13 protein-coding genes are annotated in these 16446 nt (G+C 42.0%); 12 read left to right on the forward strand and 1 reads right to left on the reverse strand.

Features of this window, described 5'->3' with window-relative positions; genetic code table 11:
* The first annotated feature begins 8 nt into the window (after positions 1-8).
* The 5 genes from IGJ44_RS06940 to garR all read left to right on the forward strand — a co-directional run bounded on the left by IGJ44_RS06940 (position 9) and on the right by garR (position 5789).
* The gene (locus IGJ44_RS06940; RefSeq protein ID WP_010748022.1) at positions 9-1319 is read left to right on the forward strand and encodes an SLC13 family permease; all 1311 of its coding nucleotides are present in this window, start codon (positions 9-11) and stop codon (positions 1317-1319) included.
* Positions 1320-1439: 120 nt separating this feature from the next.
* Positions 1440-2768: an enolase C-terminal domain-like protein gene (locus IGJ44_RS06945; RefSeq protein WP_175445283.1), complete on the forward strand. Its 1329-nt coding sequence runs from the start codon at positions 1440-1442 to the stop codon at positions 2766-2768.
* Between the two features lie 49 nt (positions 2769-2817).
* Positions 2818-3714: a dihydrodipicolinate synthase family protein gene (locus tag IGJ44_RS06950; RefSeq protein ID WP_074535710.1), complete on the forward strand. Its 897-nt coding sequence runs from the start codon at positions 2818-2820 to the stop codon at positions 3712-3714.
* A 32-nt stretch (positions 3715-3746) separates the two neighbouring features.
* Positions 3747-4892 (forward strand): glycerate kinase, encoded by a 1146-nt coding sequence (locus IGJ44_RS06955; protein ID WP_074535712.1) that lies wholly within the window; start codon positions 3747-3749, stop codon positions 4890-4892.
* A gap of 12 nt (positions 4893-4904) precedes the next feature.
* Positions 4905-5789 (forward strand): 2-hydroxy-3-oxopropionate reductase, encoded by an 885-nt coding sequence (gene garR / locus IGJ44_RS06960; protein ID WP_074535714.1) that lies wholly within the window; start codon positions 4905-4907, stop codon positions 5787-5789.
* Positions 5790-6108: 319 nt separating this feature from the next.
* Here garR and IGJ44_RS06965 read toward each other — a convergent pair whose 3' ends face one another.
* Entirely contained in the window at positions 6109-7236 is a 1128-nt protein-coding gene (locus tag IGJ44_RS06965; RefSeq protein WP_074535717.1) for a CdaR family transcriptional regulator, read from the reverse strand.
* Positions 7237-7539: 303 nt separating this feature from the next.
* On the opposite strand from IGJ44_RS06965, the gene IGJ44_RS06970 reads away from it, so the two are divergent.
* The 7 genes from IGJ44_RS06970 (at position 7540) to IGJ44_RS07000 (ending at position 16421) form a co-directional block, all read left to right on the forward strand.
* Positions 7540-8592 (forward strand): LPXTG cell wall anchor domain-containing protein, encoded by a 1053-nt coding sequence (locus tag IGJ44_RS06970; protein ID WP_074535720.1) that lies wholly within the window; start codon positions 7540-7542, stop codon positions 8590-8592.
* Between the two features lie 297 nt (positions 8593-8889).
* Entirely contained in the window at positions 8890-10413 is a 1524-nt protein-coding gene (locus tag IGJ44_RS06975; protein ID WP_074535722.1) for a helix-turn-helix domain-containing protein, read from the forward strand.
* A 240-nt stretch (positions 10414-10653) separates the two neighbouring features.
* Positions 10654-11562, forward strand: a complete 909-nt coding sequence (locus IGJ44_RS06980) for an ABC transporter ATP-binding protein (RefSeq protein ID WP_074535724.1) — start codon at positions 10654-10656, stop codon at positions 11560-11562.
* Between the two features lie 2 nt (positions 11563-11564).
* A complete protein-coding gene (locus tag IGJ44_RS06985; RefSeq protein ID WP_010748033.1) occupies positions 11565-12368 on the forward strand; it encodes an ABC transporter permease in 804 nt (267 codons plus the stop codon).
* Positions 12369-12475: 107 nt separating this feature from the next.
* Entirely contained in the window at positions 12476-12697 is a 222-nt protein-coding gene (locus IGJ44_RS06990) for a YneF family protein (RefSeq protein WP_005225816.1), read from the forward strand.
* Between the two features lie 200 nt (positions 12698-12897).
* Positions 12898-14646, forward strand: coding sequence for an ABC transporter ATP-binding protein (locus IGJ44_RS06995; protein ID WP_060792801.1), 1749 nt, complete (start codon positions 12898-12900; stop codon positions 14644-14646).
* Positions 14646-16421 carry an ABC transporter ATP-binding protein gene (locus IGJ44_RS07000; protein ID WP_010748035.1) on the forward strand — a complete coding sequence of 592 codons (1776 nt, stop codon included), beginning with the start codon at positions 14646-14648 and terminating at the stop codon, positions 16419-16421. The genes IGJ44_RS06995 and IGJ44_RS07000 overlap by 1 nt, the downstream gene beginning before the upstream one ends.
* Positions 16422-16446 lie beyond the last annotated feature (25 nt).

The raw sequence follows: 16446 nt of genomic DNA on the forward strand, positions 1-16446 counted from the left end.
TATAAAAAATGAGCTATTTAGCTATTCTTGGCTTTGTCATGATGACATTGATCACGGGTTTATTACTAAGAAATAAAATAAATATACTTGTCTGTTTTGCATTGATACCTGTCGCATTTTCTTTCTTAAGCGGGGCAAGCTGGACAGCGACGGAAGGATATATCGCTGACGGTCTTGATATGACACGAGACATCTTTTTGATGATCATGTTTTCATTACCTTATTTTTCTCTGATATCTGATGCAGCAGTCTTCGATATTATGGTATTCAAGTTTTTGAAAAAAGTAAAAATCAAAGCGCCGATTCTCTGCAGCTTGACTGTGTTTATTTCGGTGATCACCACATTAGATGGAAGTGTCATGTCGACCTATCTAATTGCGATCCCGTTGTTTTTGCCGCTATTTAAGAAGTTGAAAATCGATCCGGTGATACTCGTTTTTCTTTGCTCAGTCGGTATCATGTTAGGATCGATCACACCATGGAACGCACGGATCTTACGGGCTGCAAGTCTGCTTCCAGATGTACCCAATGCACCGATGACCTTATTTACCACCTTACTACCTGTTTGGATCACTGTCTTTATCGGAACGATGATCCTTGGTTATTTCTTAGGTTTAGGTGTCCATAAAAAGCATATGGCAAATGGAGAAAAATTTGAAGGGATCGCTGATTCATTAGCGAAAGAACAAAACTATGGACCGCTTGCTCGTCCCAAGCTATTTTGGTTCAATCTGATCTTGACCATCCTCTTAGTGATCGCTTTGTCGTTTTCAAACCTGCCTTCTTACTATATTTTCGCAGCTGGCTTGATCATCGCTTTGTGCGTGAACTATCCGGACTTCAAAGATCAAAATCAATTGATCAGCAAATATGCTTCAAAAACATATCCGATTGCGCCCATCGTTTTGCTTTCTGGGGTTGTCGTGGGGATCTTGCAAGGAACGGGCATGATGGATGCGATGGTTCAAGTTCTCGTGAATATTATTCCCGCAGCTGTTGGTCCCTATGTTCATATTGCGATCGCTATCTTTAGCACACCATTGATGCTGTTGTTTACCAACGATACTTGGTTTTTTGCGCTCATTCCGATCATTGCAGCTTTAGCAGGAGAATATGGCGTTGCTCCAGATATTGTTGCCTTGACATTATTCTTTAATATTGGTGCGTTTGCTTCACTGATTGCCCAACCACAAATCATTATGGCTTGTGATTTAGGGGAAACCAATGTACGAAAATTCTTGCGTTATTCCTTCTTTAAATTCTGGGGAATCAGCTTAGCATGGACGCTAGTAGGGATCTTATTGGGGATCTTTATTTAAAAATGTTCTTTAGCACAGAAATTCACTGTTTTTCGACGAAAAGTCTGCACTCGATACTCTGTATTCTTTTTTGGGGAAACAGTATATTAAAAACTATCAATTTGACTAGGAGAGATTTTGATGATTCCAAAAATCGTAAAAATGGAAGTTGTCCCTGTAGCAGGACATGACAGTATGCTATTAAATCTAAGTGGAGCCCATGGCCCTTTCTTTACTAGAAATATCGTTATTTTAACTGATGACACGGGTAATACGGGTTTAGGAGAAGTGCCAGGTGGTGAGAAAATTCGTCAGACATTGGAAGACTGTCGTGAATTAGTTGTGGGTCGGACTTTGGGCGAATACAAAAACATCGTAAAAGAGATTCACGAACGTTATGCGCAGTTGGATGCTGGTGGGCGCGGGAACCAAACATTTGATTTGCGAACGACGGTTCATGTTATGACTGCTGTTGAAGCGCCATTGTTGGATTTACTAGGACAGCACATGCAGGTGCCCGTTGCCGCTTTGTTAGGTGAAGGACAAGTGCGCGAATCAGTGAAGTTTTTAGGTTATCTGTTTTATGTAGCAGATCGCAACAAAACAGACTTGCCTTATGCTTCTGACAATACGCTCGATGATTCATGGGGAGCACTACGTCGTGAAGAAGCGATGACCCCAGAAGCAATCGTCAAGTTAGCGAAAGCTGCCTATGAGCGCTATGGTTTTGAGGACTTTAAATTAAAAGGCGGCGTGTTATCAGGGCAAGAAGAAGTACAAACCGTCAAAGCGTTGAAAAAAGAATTTCCCAATGCTCGGATTACCCTTGATCCGAATGGCGGATGGTTACTAGATGATGCAATTGCGCTTTGCAAAGACCTTCACGGCGTATTAGCGTATGTAGAAGATCCTTGTGGTGCAGAAGGTCGCTTCTCTGGTAGAGAAACGATGGCAGAATTCCGCCGAAAAACAGGATTGCCGACGGCGACGAATATGGTAGCAACGGATTGGCGAGAAATGAAAGCAGCGATTCGCTTAGATAGTGTGACGATTCCGCTGGCAGATCCGCATTTTTGGACGATGCAAGGCAGTGTGCGTGTGGCGCAGTTATGTCATGACCTAGATTTGACTTGGGGTGTGCATTCCAATAATCATTTTGATATTTCTTTGGCGATGGTCGCTCATACTGCAGCGGCAGCACCTGGGGAAGTAAATGCCGCAGATACCCACTGGATTTGGCAAGATGGCGAAGGCTTGACCAAAAATCCGCATCAAATCAAAAACGGTGAAATTACTATTCCTAGAAATTCCCATGGCCTTGGGCTGGAACTTGACCGAGAAAAGCTTGATGCGGCGCATCAACTGTATTTAAAAGAAGGCTTAGGGGCGCGCAATGATGCGATTGCCATGCAGTACTTGATTCCTGGCTGGACATTTGACAATAAGAAACCAGCTTTAGTCAGAGAGTAATCGAGCGAATACAAATTAATCGAAGCTTTGAGTGAGAGGATTGACCATAATGGAAAAAGAAAAGATTAAAGGGATCATTGTTCCTTTACTCACGCCAGTGAATGAAGAAGAAATGATTTGTGAAACTAAGTTGCGAAAGATCGTACGGCACGTGATCGATCATGGTGTTCATGGCATTTTGGCTTTTGGCAGTAATAGTGAGTTTTATATGTTCGAACATGATGAAATGCTTGCAGCAACAGAAATCATTTTAGATGAAGCCGCTGGAAAAGTACCTGTTTTCTTTGGGATGGGCCCAATACGTACGAAACATGCGGTGGCGCTTGCCAAACAGGCAGCAAAATTGCCGATCGCTGGTATTTCCGTTTTACACCCAATGTTCATCAAACCCACAGAAGAAGCACTGTACAATCATTTTAAAGCAATCGCAGACGCGGTTTCCGATACGATGGTGCTTTTGTATAACAATCCAGCAAGAGCTGGGTATTCGCTGAGTCAACCATTGATCGAAAAGCTGGCGCATACCGTTGAGAATATCGTAGGGATCAAAGATTCAAGCGGAGATTTGACCTTCCTAAGCGAACTGGTTCGACGGAATGCTGATGTTGGCTTTCGAGTGATTGCAGGAAAAGATACCATTGTTTATCCTTCACTCTGTATGGGAGCAGTCGGCGGTGTCTGTTCAACGGCAAATATTTATCCTGAATTGGTTTGCGGTATTTATGACCAGTACGTATCTGGTGATTTCCAAGGCGCGCTAAAGAACCAATTTACCCTGAACCCGATCCGTTTATCGCAAGATGCAGCAAGTTTCCCTTCAGCTACCAAAGATATGGCAAACTTGATGGGCTTGAATGTGGGACCTTCGATTTTGCCGACGGAAGCAAGTAAGGGCGTTGTCTTAGACAAGATGATTGATGAAATGAAGAAGGCGGGTTTCTTATAATCAAGCCTAACTATAGAAAAGGGGGTGGATTCATGGAAGAACAGCGAATTGTGATTGCAGCAGATTCTTTCAAAGGAAGTGCCTCCAGTAAAGATATCTCAATGTGGTTAGAAAAAGGGATTCGTCGGGTTTTGCCCCATAGTCCTATCGATAAATTTTCAGTCGCCGATGGTGGAGAAGGCACAGTCGAAGCTTTAGTTGATGCCTTGGCAGGAAAACGAAAAAGGATAACTGTTCAAAATCCATTGGGAAATCCTGTGAAGGCGCAATATGGTGTTTTACCTAATCAAATCGTCGTATTAGAAATGGCAGAAGCAAGCGGGATTACTTTAATCGAGCAAAATGCTGAGAATGCCTTAAACGCTTCGACTTACGGGGTAGGGGAGTTGCTTTTGGCTGCCCTCGATGAAGGCGCAAAAGAGATTTACCTTGGCATAGGCGGCAGTGCAACGAGTGATGGCGGGACTGGAATGGCAAAAGCATTAGGGGTCTCCTTTTACGACGATCAAGGAAAGGACATCCCGAGAGGATTAGCTGGATTAGCAAAGCTTGCTTCGATAGATATTTCTAAAATCGATCCACGATTAAAGGATGTAAAAATCAATATTTTATCGGATGTAACGAATCCGTTAGTCGGTGAAAAAGGTGCCATTGCTATCTATGGTCCTCAAAAAGGCATTCCGATTGACCAAACGAAAACCTGTGATCAGTGGATGAAACATTATGCCTCTGTGATCAAAAAAGAGATGCAGATTGATATTGCTGACGCACCAGGTGCAGGGGCAGCAGGCGGTCTAGGGGCTGCATTGCAAGTGTTTTGCCAAGCCAAAACGTGCAACGGTATTGAAACGATCTTAGATTTAGTAGAAATTGAAAAGAAAATTGCCCAAGCTGCTCTCGTCATAACTGGCGAAGGCAAGCTTGACCAGCAATCGCTGAATGGCAAAGTTCCTGTGGGAATTGCCGAGCTAGCCAAAAAGCACCATAAACCGGTGATTGCTGTGGTCGGTAGTCGGGAGAAAGAGGTTTCGGCAGCTTATGCCGCTGGAATTGACCTTATTTTGCCAATTATCCATCGACCAATGAGTTTGCAAGAAGCAATGACACAAGTAGAGGAAAATGTGGTGATCGCTGGAGAAACCGCGATCCGAGCATATTTATTAAATCAACGAAAGTAGGAGATGGTATTGATGAAAGTAGGATTTGTCGGTTTAGGAATCATGGGTAAACCAATGGTGAAAAATATAGTAAAGAATGGCTATGAGGTTATTGTGTTTGATTTTAACCAATCCGCAATCGATGAAGTTGTTTCAGCTGGTGCACTTGCAGCCGAGTCAGGCGCCAAGGTGGCAGAAGCAGCAGAAGTGATCATTACGATGCTGCCGAATTCTCCAAACGTAGAAGCGGCACTATTCAATCCTGGAGGGATCGCTGAAGGCTTGTCAGCTGGTAAAACAGTCATTGATATGAGTTCAATTGCACCAAAAGCCAGCCAAGACTTTGCAGCTCGTTTGAAAGAACAAGGAGTCCATTTTATTGATGCGCCTGTCTCTGGTGGAGAACCAAAAGCCATTGATGGGACGATCGCGGTAATGGTTGGCGGAGAAAAAGCAGTTTTTGAGAAATATGAAGCTTTATTGAAGACGATGGCTTCTTCTGTGACACGAGTCGGTGAAGTAGGTGCTGGAAATATTACGAAACTAGCCAATCAAATGATTGTAGCGATCAACATCGCAGCTATTTCTGAAGCTTATTGTCTAGCCAAAAAAGCAGGTGTTTCTCCTGAAGCAGTTTATCAAGCCATTCGCACAGGTTTGGCAGGAAGCACAGTCATGGATCAAAAATCAGAAAAGATTTTTTCTGGTAACTTCGATCCTGGTTTCCGTATCGAATTGCATATCAAGGACTTGCAAAATGCATTAGACACCTCACATGATAGTAATGTTTCTACACCATTTACAGCATCTGCAATGGAGATTATGCAATCACTGAAAGCCTACGGATTAGAAAAAAGGGATCATTCTGCAATCGCAAACTATTATGAAACGATCAATGATTTAAAATTGCAAGGTTAACAGTAACGAATCGAGGTCATTTGTTTTCCTTTTCACTGAAAAGAGAGCACGAGCTGTTCACAACTAAAGGACATAATAAAAGAGCGTTTCTTCTCAGAGGAGCGCTCTTTTTGTTGCGTGTATTGAAACTCAAAAATACAGTGTAAAAACAATTTTGCGTCAACTGGAAGACAGAAAACAGGGAAACGTTGCTGGTGCTATGAGTTAGGCTGTTGATGGATGATCAGGCTGATTGGAAACAGATGACTTGAACAACAAATGATACCATCGATTTAAAATGCGAAGTTTGTTACGCTGAAGCATTTGCTTGTTCAACAAATTATCTCTCTAGATTAGACAAGCGATAACTCATAAAAGCCGCCGACAACACAGTAAAATCACTCAAATTACGTGGATTGTAGCCCGTCTTTTCCGTGATGCGATTCAGTTTGTTTTGAAAAGTATTCTTGTGTAAAAAAAGTGCCTCGGCACACTTCATAATACTACCATTATAGCGTTTATACGTTTCAAAGATCAATTGGAACTGCTTAATCTCCTCAACAGTCAGACTGCCAAGCACTTTCTTTTGCAATTGTTTATTATCTTCTGCAGAAATCCCGACAAAGAGCAACCCATAATCCATTTCTTGATAAGAAGAGATGGTCGCACTTTTTTGATTGATCAACCAATTGACGGTTTTTTGCGCCTTTTCATAACTAGACCAATACTCATCGATGGTTTCTGCTAAACCGCCGATCCCAAAGGACATTTGACGATCAAAACGCTTAGAAATATCCTTTTGCATTTGCATCAGTAAGGGGATCAGCGAAGCTTCTTCCTGCTTTTCGAAAAACAGGCAAATTTCTTGATTGATCAGCGAGAAGAAACTACCTGGAAAAATGTGCAAATGCGATTGGATGGTATGGAGCAGTTTTTCATAATTCAGATTATTTTTTTCTCTAGTAAAAAGAAATTTCCCTATCACGAGGATGCGAGGTCGTTCCAAATCAATGTCTAAGAGCGAGGCTAAATAAGCCGCCAAGCTATCATCTCTTTGAGGAGCGATCAGCATCGTAGCTAGACTGTGGTAGTTTTGCCGTTGATGGAAATTTGTCAATTGAATCCAGTTTTCTCGGATCAAAATCTCCGTCATTTTTTTGATAATATTCCCCAAAGGCTCTACCTTTGTACGCTCGCCAGTAATTCCAATAATTGCTACAACGGATTGATTAAAAAGGACCGGGATATTGATTCCTTTTTTTGCTCCTTTAAACTGATTGTCATGTTCAATCGTTAATGTCTGTTGATTTTTGGCTGCTAAACGGGCGCCTTCATGACTGGTACCAATCCGCACGGTATCTGTACTAGCTATGATCGTACCCGAGGTGTCAAAAAGATTGATTTCATGGTTGATGATATCTTTTAAGCTTTTAACAATCAATTTTGCTACTTTTGGCTCTAATTCCATCGATCACGTACTCCTAAAGGTTGATTTGCTTATACTTGAATTTTAGCACGAAAATGGTCATATATTATATATGATATATATTTAAATGATAAATAATAAACTGTTTTGTTGGCGGTGGTAAAAGTTCGAGAGAGTTTCAAATGCGGAAGAGGATGGTAAATATCTTTTCTATATATAATACTCGAAATTAAAGATGCCATTTTATTGGGTCTTTCCTTTTTTTTTCGGCGCATGTTTTCTCTGAGAATTTATTATAATTTCCTTATCAAGTTATCTTGAAATATTCATTTAGGAAGTGAGGAAATGAGAAAACTGGTTGGAATTGTGTTGATTTTGCTGTTAGCGGGATTATTGCTGCTGGTGTTTGGTTTCGATCATACTTCAGCAAAAGAACGAGCCGGAGGGAATTTATCGTTTTCTGTTCAAACGAATCGAGTGATCTATGATGAAGCCTTGAAAGTCATTACGATCCCGGTACGGCCGAACAAAACGCTGACTTCACAAAACGTTTGTATCCGTTTAACTTATGGTTGGGATGGCAATGGACACAGTGAAAAGGTGATTGGTGAAACGTATCTAACAAATGTCGATTGGTTTTCAGGTGTTGAAAACTACTTAAGGATCTATGCTGAGATGGCCATCGATGAGATCAAAAGTGTGGATAAAGTAGATTTAGTTGTGATTTATGACGGTGAAACAACGATTACTGAAAACTTGAAGCCTAGTCAATGGCAGGTAATCACACCCCCGAGCTCTAGTGAGACCACGAACTCTGAGATAAGCGCAAGCTCTAAGGTGTCTGAAGAAACAAGCTCTTCCTTTAGTAGTATCGAACCGAAATTTAGCGACTCTCAATCGACGGATCCAAGGACTTCTACTACGGAAAACACAAGTCAGGATTCTCAAAGTATCGAAAGTAGTCACTATGCAAGTGAGTCAGAAAACTTCAACACCCAACCAGTTAGTGAGAGTGAATCGAGTCAGACAATTAGGAGTCAAGAAACCACCGCAACAACAGGAACAATGACCGTTAGTGAAGCGGCATCTGAGGATCTTTCAGATTCAGAAACGAAACCAAACAAATTAGCGCCTAACCAAAGTCAGTCAAGCAAGCGAAGTGTTTCCTCCAATGATCCCGTAGGCAAACAACTCGCTAAAGCATCGTCTTCAGTGAAAATGGAACAGGAACAACGTACGGAGACAAGCAGTGCTAAGGAGGTCAATGGAGCCTTACTACCGAAAACCGGCAGCAAAAATACGAGTATTCGCTATTTACTCTTTGGTCTAGGCGTGGTTATCCTTACTGTCTTCCTTTACTGGCTGAATCGAAAGTTATTTTCTGATGAGAGACAGTAAAGAAAAAAGCCGAGGATAATGAGAGAATTGATAACCCACGATTGGAATTTTCTTCCCCAGAAAGCACAATCACGTTTTGTTTTACCGTTTTTAACAAAAAGTCTGACGATCGTTTTGAGGCGTCAGACTTTTTTTATGAAAATATACAGATAACGAAAGGAAAATTTGTTAAAAGTGATTTGACAGAAAAGAGCGCACGGTGGTACGATCACCAAACACTGCCAGCTTACAATTTTGTAAGATGACAAATTTAGGATAAAAACAGCGTTTGCTGATTATACAAGCGAGGGAAATTTCATGTTACAGGCACTTTTGGATACGACAGAAAAACAAATTTATGCGTTTCTAAGTTATTGTTACGAAACGAACAAGAAAGACTATACAATTAAAGAGCTCTCAGGTGTTTTCGATAGGAAAACCAACAAAATGCAGTCGATCGTTCAGCAAGTAGAGGTGTTTCGTGCACGCTATCCTCAGTTTACTTTGACCTATGATCGGCTGGAAAAAGAAGTGTCGATTGCTTTTTCTCCACGATTTCTATTGAGCCAAGCCTATAGTGTATTGTTGCAGGGAACCGTTGGGTTTATCTTGCTGGATGCACTCTTTCAGGGGGATTATCATTCCCTTGAACAACTCAGCCACAAAACCTTTAGCAGTCCCCGCACGATTCAACGAAAATTGCAGGAGTTAAATCATGTTTTGGCGAACTATCATTTGTCCTATAGTTTAAAAAAAGGTGATCCTTTAGCAGGTGCTGAATATGCGATCCGCTATTTTTATCATCTTACCTATTGGCAAATTTTTGATGAGAAGGACTCACAAGTCTTGGCATCGATCAAGGAGAAAGCGCAGGCTGAAGCGTTGTTTGAAACCCATGCTTCTTATATGAGAAAAATCGATATCGATAAATTTCTTCATCTATTCGCTATAACCGTGCAAAGAATCCATCAAAAGCATCCGCTTTCGTTTTTACCCAACGAAGTACTGACGTTTGAGCACCCATTAATTGAAAAAAATCAGTTTGATCAGGTCTTTTTGAACCCATTGTTTAACAGGAGTCATCTGCCGTTTTCTGAAATTTCGGAGGTTGAACGCAGCTTCTTGTATTATATGTTTGGGGTAATGAACACCTATCTTGAGGAGGATCTCGATGCTGCTAACATCTCGTGGCTGACTCAGCCAAAGTACCAGCAAGAAGCGCAGCTCGTTGAAAAACTAGCCGTGTATTTTCGGTTGACGTTTACAGAGGCCGAAAAAAACTATTTACTGGTTAATCTGGTAATGATCCATTCCGCCTCTGGCTGTTTTGGTACGCGACAAAAAAGCGATAGTTTTGGCAAAACAACCGACGAGCAAGAGCTGCAAGCCGCTTTTCCAGTGCTTTATCCAACCATGAAACGGTTTTTTTTGGAAGCGACTGTTTCTTTACCAGAGTTGCGTAGATTACTGCAAATGAATGATCGTTTGATTTTCCAATACTGTATGTTACTGAGAGTTATTTTTATCAAATATGAACAGCCGGTCACGTTCTCGATCCATTCGAAATACGGAAAAACGCAAGAGCTTTGGATCAAGAACCGCTTGATGAATGCCACGCATCGAGCGATGGCCCATTATTCGCTGTCTCAAAAACCAGATTTGGTGATCAGCGATTATCCGATCCATCAGGAATTTTCCGAGGAAGAACAGCCTTACCTCTTTTATTGGAATGGTCACCCAAGCGCAAAGGAGTGGAAACAGCTCAAGCAAGTGATCAAACAGATCAGAAGTGCCAAGAACAAGGCAGCGTTCGCCCAACTGGCATTCACCCAAACGGAGTGAACCCGCTATAAGATCGAGCAAATAGAACTTATAATTTTGCCAAGCTTTTGACCAGCAGCAATAGGGCAAACGTGAAAAGCAACAGTGATACAGGAAGTTGTCAAGAAGCAAAAACAGGAGCATCGATGTTCCTTTTTCACTTCTTGACTTTTTTTTACAGAGATGGCATGGTATACATATTATCATAACGTTTTTTATTTAAAATCGTTGCAGAAATGGTGTTAGGAAGAAGGGGTAACTTTGACAGAAGTATTAGCACTGCAAAATGTTTCCAAATTGATTGGAACCAAACGAATCATTGATGATGTTTCCTTTGTGGTGGACCAAGGACAAGTCGTTGGTTTATTAGGGCCCAATGGGGCTGGGAAGACGACGATCATCCGAATGATCGTTGGCTTGATGAAGCACAACACAGGATCGATTGCCATTATGGGAAATTTATTGGATTCTTCTTTTAAAACAGCGATTGCCTCAGTCGGAGCGATCGTTGAGAATCCTGAGTTTTATAATTATATGACCGGTTATGAGAATTTGATGCAGTATCAACGTATGGCGAAGAAAAAAGGCACAGCCTCTGAGCTAGAAGCCCTGATCCGTCAGGTGCATTTAGAAGGACATATCCATCAAAAAGTCAAAACTTATTCTTTAGGGATGCGTCAGCGTTTAGGTGTTGCCCAGGCGCTGGTCCATCAACCAGATCTATTAGTTTTAGATGAGCCGATGAATGGTCTGGATCCTAAAGGCATGCGGGAGTTTCGGGAAATGATTCTTTCTTTGCGAGCAAAAGGGGTCTCTGTTTTAGTTTCCAGTCATCAGTTAAGCGACATCGAGCAAATTGCGGATCATTTGATCGTGGTGCAAAAAGGAAAAGTCACCCATCAAGTAGCAATGGCAGAGTTGAAAGCAGAGAAAAATGTGTTGATCATCAAAACCGATGATAACTTGCAAACAGAAGCACTGTTAAAAGCTTCCTTTGACGTCGAGGTCTTGCACGTAGAAGACGAATTGCACGTCACGCTGCAAACAGATCAGCGTTCTGAAATCGCTGCAGCGATCGTGACGGCGGGTATCGGCTTAAAAGAACTACGGACAAAGCAATCTTCTTTGGAAGATACATTCTTGGCTTGGACCGAAGAAGGAGGTTTGTAAGCATGCTGACATTGATAAAAAATGAATGGATCAAATTAACCAAAAAGCGTTCTACTTGGATCATGCTGCTTTTATTGGTTTTAATGACGTTTGGCTTGACCTATGTTGTACGCTTAGGTAGTCCAGAAATTGGAGCCAATGATTTATTTGCTTCTTTAAGCGATATGACGTCGTTCTTAAACTTATTTGTAGTGATTGTGGCGGCTTCTTCAGTGGCAGAAGAGTTCAGTCGTGGAACGATCAAGTTCTTATTGATTCGGCCTTTTTCCAGAAGCCAAATCTTAGCAGCAAAAGCCATCAACACGTTTTTATTTGCGCTGTTAGGGACCGCTGTTTTACTGATCAGTAGTTTAGCAGCTGCCAATTTATTTTTAGCTGCTGAATCACCTTTTGCTGCTACTGGCTACAACGGGCTAGCGGCGATTCTCGTTGCCCTTGTTTTTGCGGGAACCAACTTGCTATTGATTGTCTTTTATATTGCATTGACCATCTTTATCTCAGCCGTGATTCGCTCCCAAAGCTTGGCGGTAGGCTTAGGCTTGGGTATGTTGTTTGGAAGCAGCATCATCAACTCGATCATGCTTTTTGCGCAAGAAAAATACCCATGGCTGAAGTGGAATCCATTTAATTTTATGAATATTAAAGAGCAAATACCGAGTTTATTAAATAGTCCTGACATGCAGATGACTGCTTTTGATCCGGGATTGGGCTATTGGGAAATGGCGATCGGGATCCTTGTTTACAGTGTTTTAATCTACCTTTTAACAAATTGGTTATTCAACAAAAGAGATGTCGCATTAAGTTGAGGAAACGAGTGAAAGTTTTTGGATAAATCCAGCTTTCACTCTTTCTTTTTGTGTTTTTTTCTAGTAAAATGATTCATTGAGAGTACAAGAGAAAGGAGAGTTTTCAAATGACTATTAATATAGGAATCGTAATCGTGATCGCTGTTGTTGCAGCATTACTAGGCGCTGTCGGCGGCTTCTTTTTGGCGCGTAAATATATGCAAGATTATCTAAAGAAAAATCCTCCCGTTAATGAGGATATGCTTCGCTCGATGATGATGTCAATGGGTCAAAAACCTTCTGAGAAAAAAATTCGTCAGATGATGCAGCAAATGAAAAACCAAAAGTAGGTTTTTTTCTAAAAAGCGGGCTGATTTTATCAGCTCGCTTTTTATTGCGGCAAAACGCAGCAACGAATCAAAAATGTCCCCAGGCTACTTTATTTATTTCTGTTCTGTGAATAGCGGGGGAGTGAATGTAACTGAATCCAATGAATATTCGGAAAAATCGCAAAATTTAGGCAACAGGTCATAAAGAAATGGAGAGTGTTATGTCAATATTTAGGAAGTTAGGTTGGTTTTTTAAACAAGAAAAGAAACATTATTTGTTAGGCGTAGGCTCTTTAGTCTTGGTCGCCTTGGTACAGTTGGCACCTCCGAAAGTTATCGGGATCATCATCGATGAGATTGCGGAAAAAGAGATCTCGATGCAGACGATCTTTTTTTGGGTCATGATCTTGATTGCTTCAGCCATCGCTCAATACGTGTTTCGTTTTGTCTGGCGAACGCATATCTGGGGCAGTGCCGCTCGGCTAGAAAAAACGTTACGCAGACAGCTATTTGCACATTTTACAAGGATGGATCAGTTGTTTTATCAAAAGCATCGGACAGGTGATTTGATGGCCCATGCCACCAATGACTTGAATGCCATCCAAAATGTGGCAGGGGCGGGGATCTTGACCTTTGCCGATTCTTTCATCTCGGGAGGGGCAACCATCATTGCGATGGTTCTCTTTATCGACTGGCGGTTAACGATCATTGCTCTATTGCCGCTGCCTTTCTTAGCAGTCATGGCAAGGGTTCTTGGCAGCAAATTGCATGATGCGTTTCGTGACTCGCAAGAAGCATTTTCTTCCATCAACGACAAAGCCCAAGAAAGTATTACTGGGATGAAAGTCATCAAAACCTTTGGACAGGAAAAAGAGGACATCGCTGATTTTCAAACCAAAATCGACCATGCCATCATCAAAAACCGCAAAGTCAATTTTCTGGATGCCTTGTTTGATCCGTTTATTACGATCATCATCGGAATCTCCTATGTGCTGACGATCATCGTCGGTGGCAATTATGTCATGGACGGTACCATCTCGATCGGTCAATTGGTATCTTTTATCAGTTATATCGGCATGTTAGTTTGGCCGATGTTTGCCATCGGACGTCTGTTTAATGTGCTGGAACGAGGCAATGCTAGTTATGATCGGGTTGCCGAATTGTTGGCGGCCAAGACCCATATCATTGAAGCCAAAGATGCGGTCGATGCCCCAGCCCAAGGAACGGTTGACGTTCAAATCAATGATTTTCACTATCAAGGAGATGATTTTGCTCTGCAAGACATCCACTTTACTTTGCCTGCCGGGCAAACACTTGGTGTCGTCGGGAAAACCGGTGCTGGAAAAACCTCTTTGATGAAACTTTTGTTGCGAGAGTATGATTCATTTGATGGAGCGATCACCTTCGGGGGCATCGATAGCAAGCAATACTCCTTGAATGCTCTTTTGGGTTCGATTGGCTATGTTCCGCAAGATCATTTCTTGTTTTCCATGACGATTCGAGACAATATCCGCTTTGCGCAACCACGGGCTTCTCAAGCAGAAGTGGAAGCAGCTGCTGGATTGGCAGTGATCCACGAGGATATCAGTCAGTTTCCTGAAGGGTACGAAACGATGGTGGGGGAACGTGGTGTTTCTCTTTCTGGTGGACAAAAACAGCGGTTATCCATTGCCCGTGCTTTGATCACTGATCCAGAATTATTGATTTTAGATGACGCCCTTTCAGCAGTAGATGCCAAAACAGAAGAAGCTATTTTACAACAGTTGCGGACGTTCCGTCAGAATAAAACAACGATCATTGCTGCCCACCGCCTAAGCAGTGTCAAGCACGCAGAAGAAATTCTCGTGATCGACAATGGGAAAATCAGTGAACGTGGGACCCATGAACAATTATTGGCTGCAAATGGCTGGTATAAAAAAATGTGGGACAAACAGCAACTAGAAGCCAAAATCGAAGGGAGTGAAGCCTAATGCAAGAATCAGAATGGAGTAAATCGATTCCCTTTAAAGAGCAAAAAAACATCATCAAACGAATGTTTCTTTTTGCCAAGCCATTTCGAAAAACCTTCTATGCAGCGATCTTTTTTGCTTTTGTGCTATCGATCGTCAATATCCTGTTGCCTTTGATCATTCAAACCTTTATGGATAATTATTTGACCAATCAAACGGCGACCCAGCAAGTCATTTATTTCTTTGCTGCATTGTATTTCTTTGGGGTGTTGGTAAAAGCTGTGATTTGGTTTTTCCAATGGTTCCTTTATTCGATGGGTTCTTTAAAAACCTATCAGTATATTCGAGCAAAATTATTTGAAAAATTGCATAGTCTTGGGATGCGCTATTTCGATCAGACGCCAGCGGGTTCGATCGTTTCACGGGTCAGCAACGACACAGAAACGTTGTATGAATTTTGGTATGTCTTCTTGATGGTATTGACAGGAATTTTTGCGGTGGTTTCTTCTTTTGCCGCCATGTTCCGCATCAACGTCAAAATTGCCTTACTGAACTTGATTTTTCTGCCGATCCTAATGGTAGTCATCTGGTATTATCAAAAATTCAGCTCTCGTATCTATCGTCAAATGCGGGAAAAACTGAGTCAGCTGAATACGAAATTGAATGAATCGATTTCTGGTATGCAAATCATTCAGCAATTCCGTCAAGAGGCGCGGCTGAATGAAGAATTCGAAGCGACCAACGATGATTATTTGAAAACTAGATACGCTATGATCCGCACGAATGCGCTGCTATTATCACCAATCATTAGTTTGTTGTATGCCTTAGCGATCGCCTTGTCGTTGACGGTCTTTGGGTTTGATGCCTTAGAATCGCCCATTGAAGTCGGGTTGATTTTCGCCTTTACGACCTATATTCAAGGATTTTTTAATCCCATGACACAGATGATGGATTTTCTCAGCGTCTTTACTGATGGGATGGTCGCCGGCAGCCGTATTCTAAAGATTATGGATAACGAAGAATACACGCCCCAGCAAAACCCCGATGCGAGTCAAACCATCACCAAAGGAAAAATCGAATTTCGCGATGTCAGTTTTTCCTATGATGGTAAAAACAACGTATTGAATCATATTTCTTTCATCGCCTATCCAGGTGAGACCGTGGCTTTAGTCGGTCACACAGGAAGTGGCAAGAGCTCGATCATCAATGTGTTGATGCGTTTTTACGAATTCGGGGAAGGGCAAATTTTGATCGATGATCAAGATATCCGCGACTTCACGATGGAAGAGCTTCGGAAAAAAGTCGGACTCGTATTGCAAGACGCCTTCATGTTTTATGGGGACATCGCTGACAATATCCGCTTATTGAATCAGGACATTCGTGAGGAACAGATCGAAGCAGCAGCAAAATTTGTTCAAGCAGATGCCTTTATTCAAAAATTACCTGGTAAATACCACGCCAAAGTGATTGAACGGGGCGCCAGCTATTCAAGTGGGCAGCGACAATTGATTTCCTTTGCCCGCACCATGGTGACCGATCCGAAAGTGCTGGTCTTGGATGAGGCGACTGCCAATATCGATACTGAAACAGAAGGACTGATCCAAGAAGGGTTGGCAAATATGCGTCAAGGGCGAACCACGATCGCGATCGCCCATCGATTGTCTACCATCCGCGATGCCGAGTTGATTTTGGTGCTTGATAAAGGCTCGATCGTCGAACGAGGCACCCATGATGAACTTTTGGCTCAAAAAGGGTTGTATGCCGATATGTACCGTTTGCAGGCAAGTGAAGTTTAATAGTTTTAATAGTAACGCTAACCTT

It is taken from the genome of Enterococcus sp. DIV1368d (assembly GCF_050542975.1).
Classification (GTDB): domain Bacteria; phylum Bacillota; class Bacilli; order Lactobacillales; family Enterococcaceae; genus Enterococcus_D; species Enterococcus_D casseliflavus.

Bases quoted from the DNA above. Each gene is read 5' to 3' on its own strand.
- IGJ44_RS06940 (WP_010748022.1), top strand. From the start codon at position 9: ATGAGCTATTTAGCTATTCTTGGCTTTGTCATGATGACATTGATCACG.
- IGJ44_RS06945 (WP_175445283.1), top strand. From the start codon at position 1,440: ATGATTCCAAAAATCGTAAAAATGGAAGTTGTCCCTGTAGCAGGACAT.
- IGJ44_RS06950 (WP_074535710.1), top strand. From the start codon at position 2,818: ATGGAAAAAGAAAAGATTAAAGGGATCATTGTTCCTTTACTCACGCCA.
- IGJ44_RS06955 (WP_074535712.1), top strand. From the start codon at position 3,747: ATGGAAGAACAGCGAATTGTGATTGCAGCAGATTCTTTCAAAGGAAGT.
- garR (WP_074535714.1), top strand. From the start codon at position 4,905: ATGAAAGTAGGATTTGTCGGTTTAGGAATCATGGGTAAACCAATGGTG.
- IGJ44_RS06965 (WP_074535717.1), bottom strand. From the start codon at position 7,236: ATGGAATTAGAGCCAAAAGTAGCAAAATTGATTGTTAAAAGCTTAAAA.
- IGJ44_RS06970 (WP_074535720.1), top strand. From the start codon at position 7,540: ATGAGAAAACTGGTTGGAATTGTGTTGATTTTGCTGTTAGCGGGATTA.
- IGJ44_RS06975 (WP_074535722.1), top strand. From the start codon at position 8,890: ATGTTACAGGCACTTTTGGATACGACAGAAAAACAAATTTATGCGTTT.
- IGJ44_RS06985 (WP_010748033.1), top strand. From the start codon at position 11,565: ATGCTGACATTGATAAAAAATGAATGGATCAAATTAACCAAAAAGCGT.
- IGJ44_RS06990 (WP_005225816.1), top strand. From the start codon at position 12,476: ATGACTATTAATATAGGAATCGTAATCGTGATCGCTGTTGTTGCAGCA.
- IGJ44_RS06995 (WP_060792801.1), top strand. From the start codon at position 12,898: ATGTCAATATTTAGGAAGTTAGGTTGGTTTTTTAAACAAGAAAAGAAA.
- IGJ44_RS07000 (WP_010748035.1), top strand. From the start codon at position 14,646: ATGCAAGAATCAGAATGGAGTAAATCGATTCCCTTTAAAGAGCAAAAA.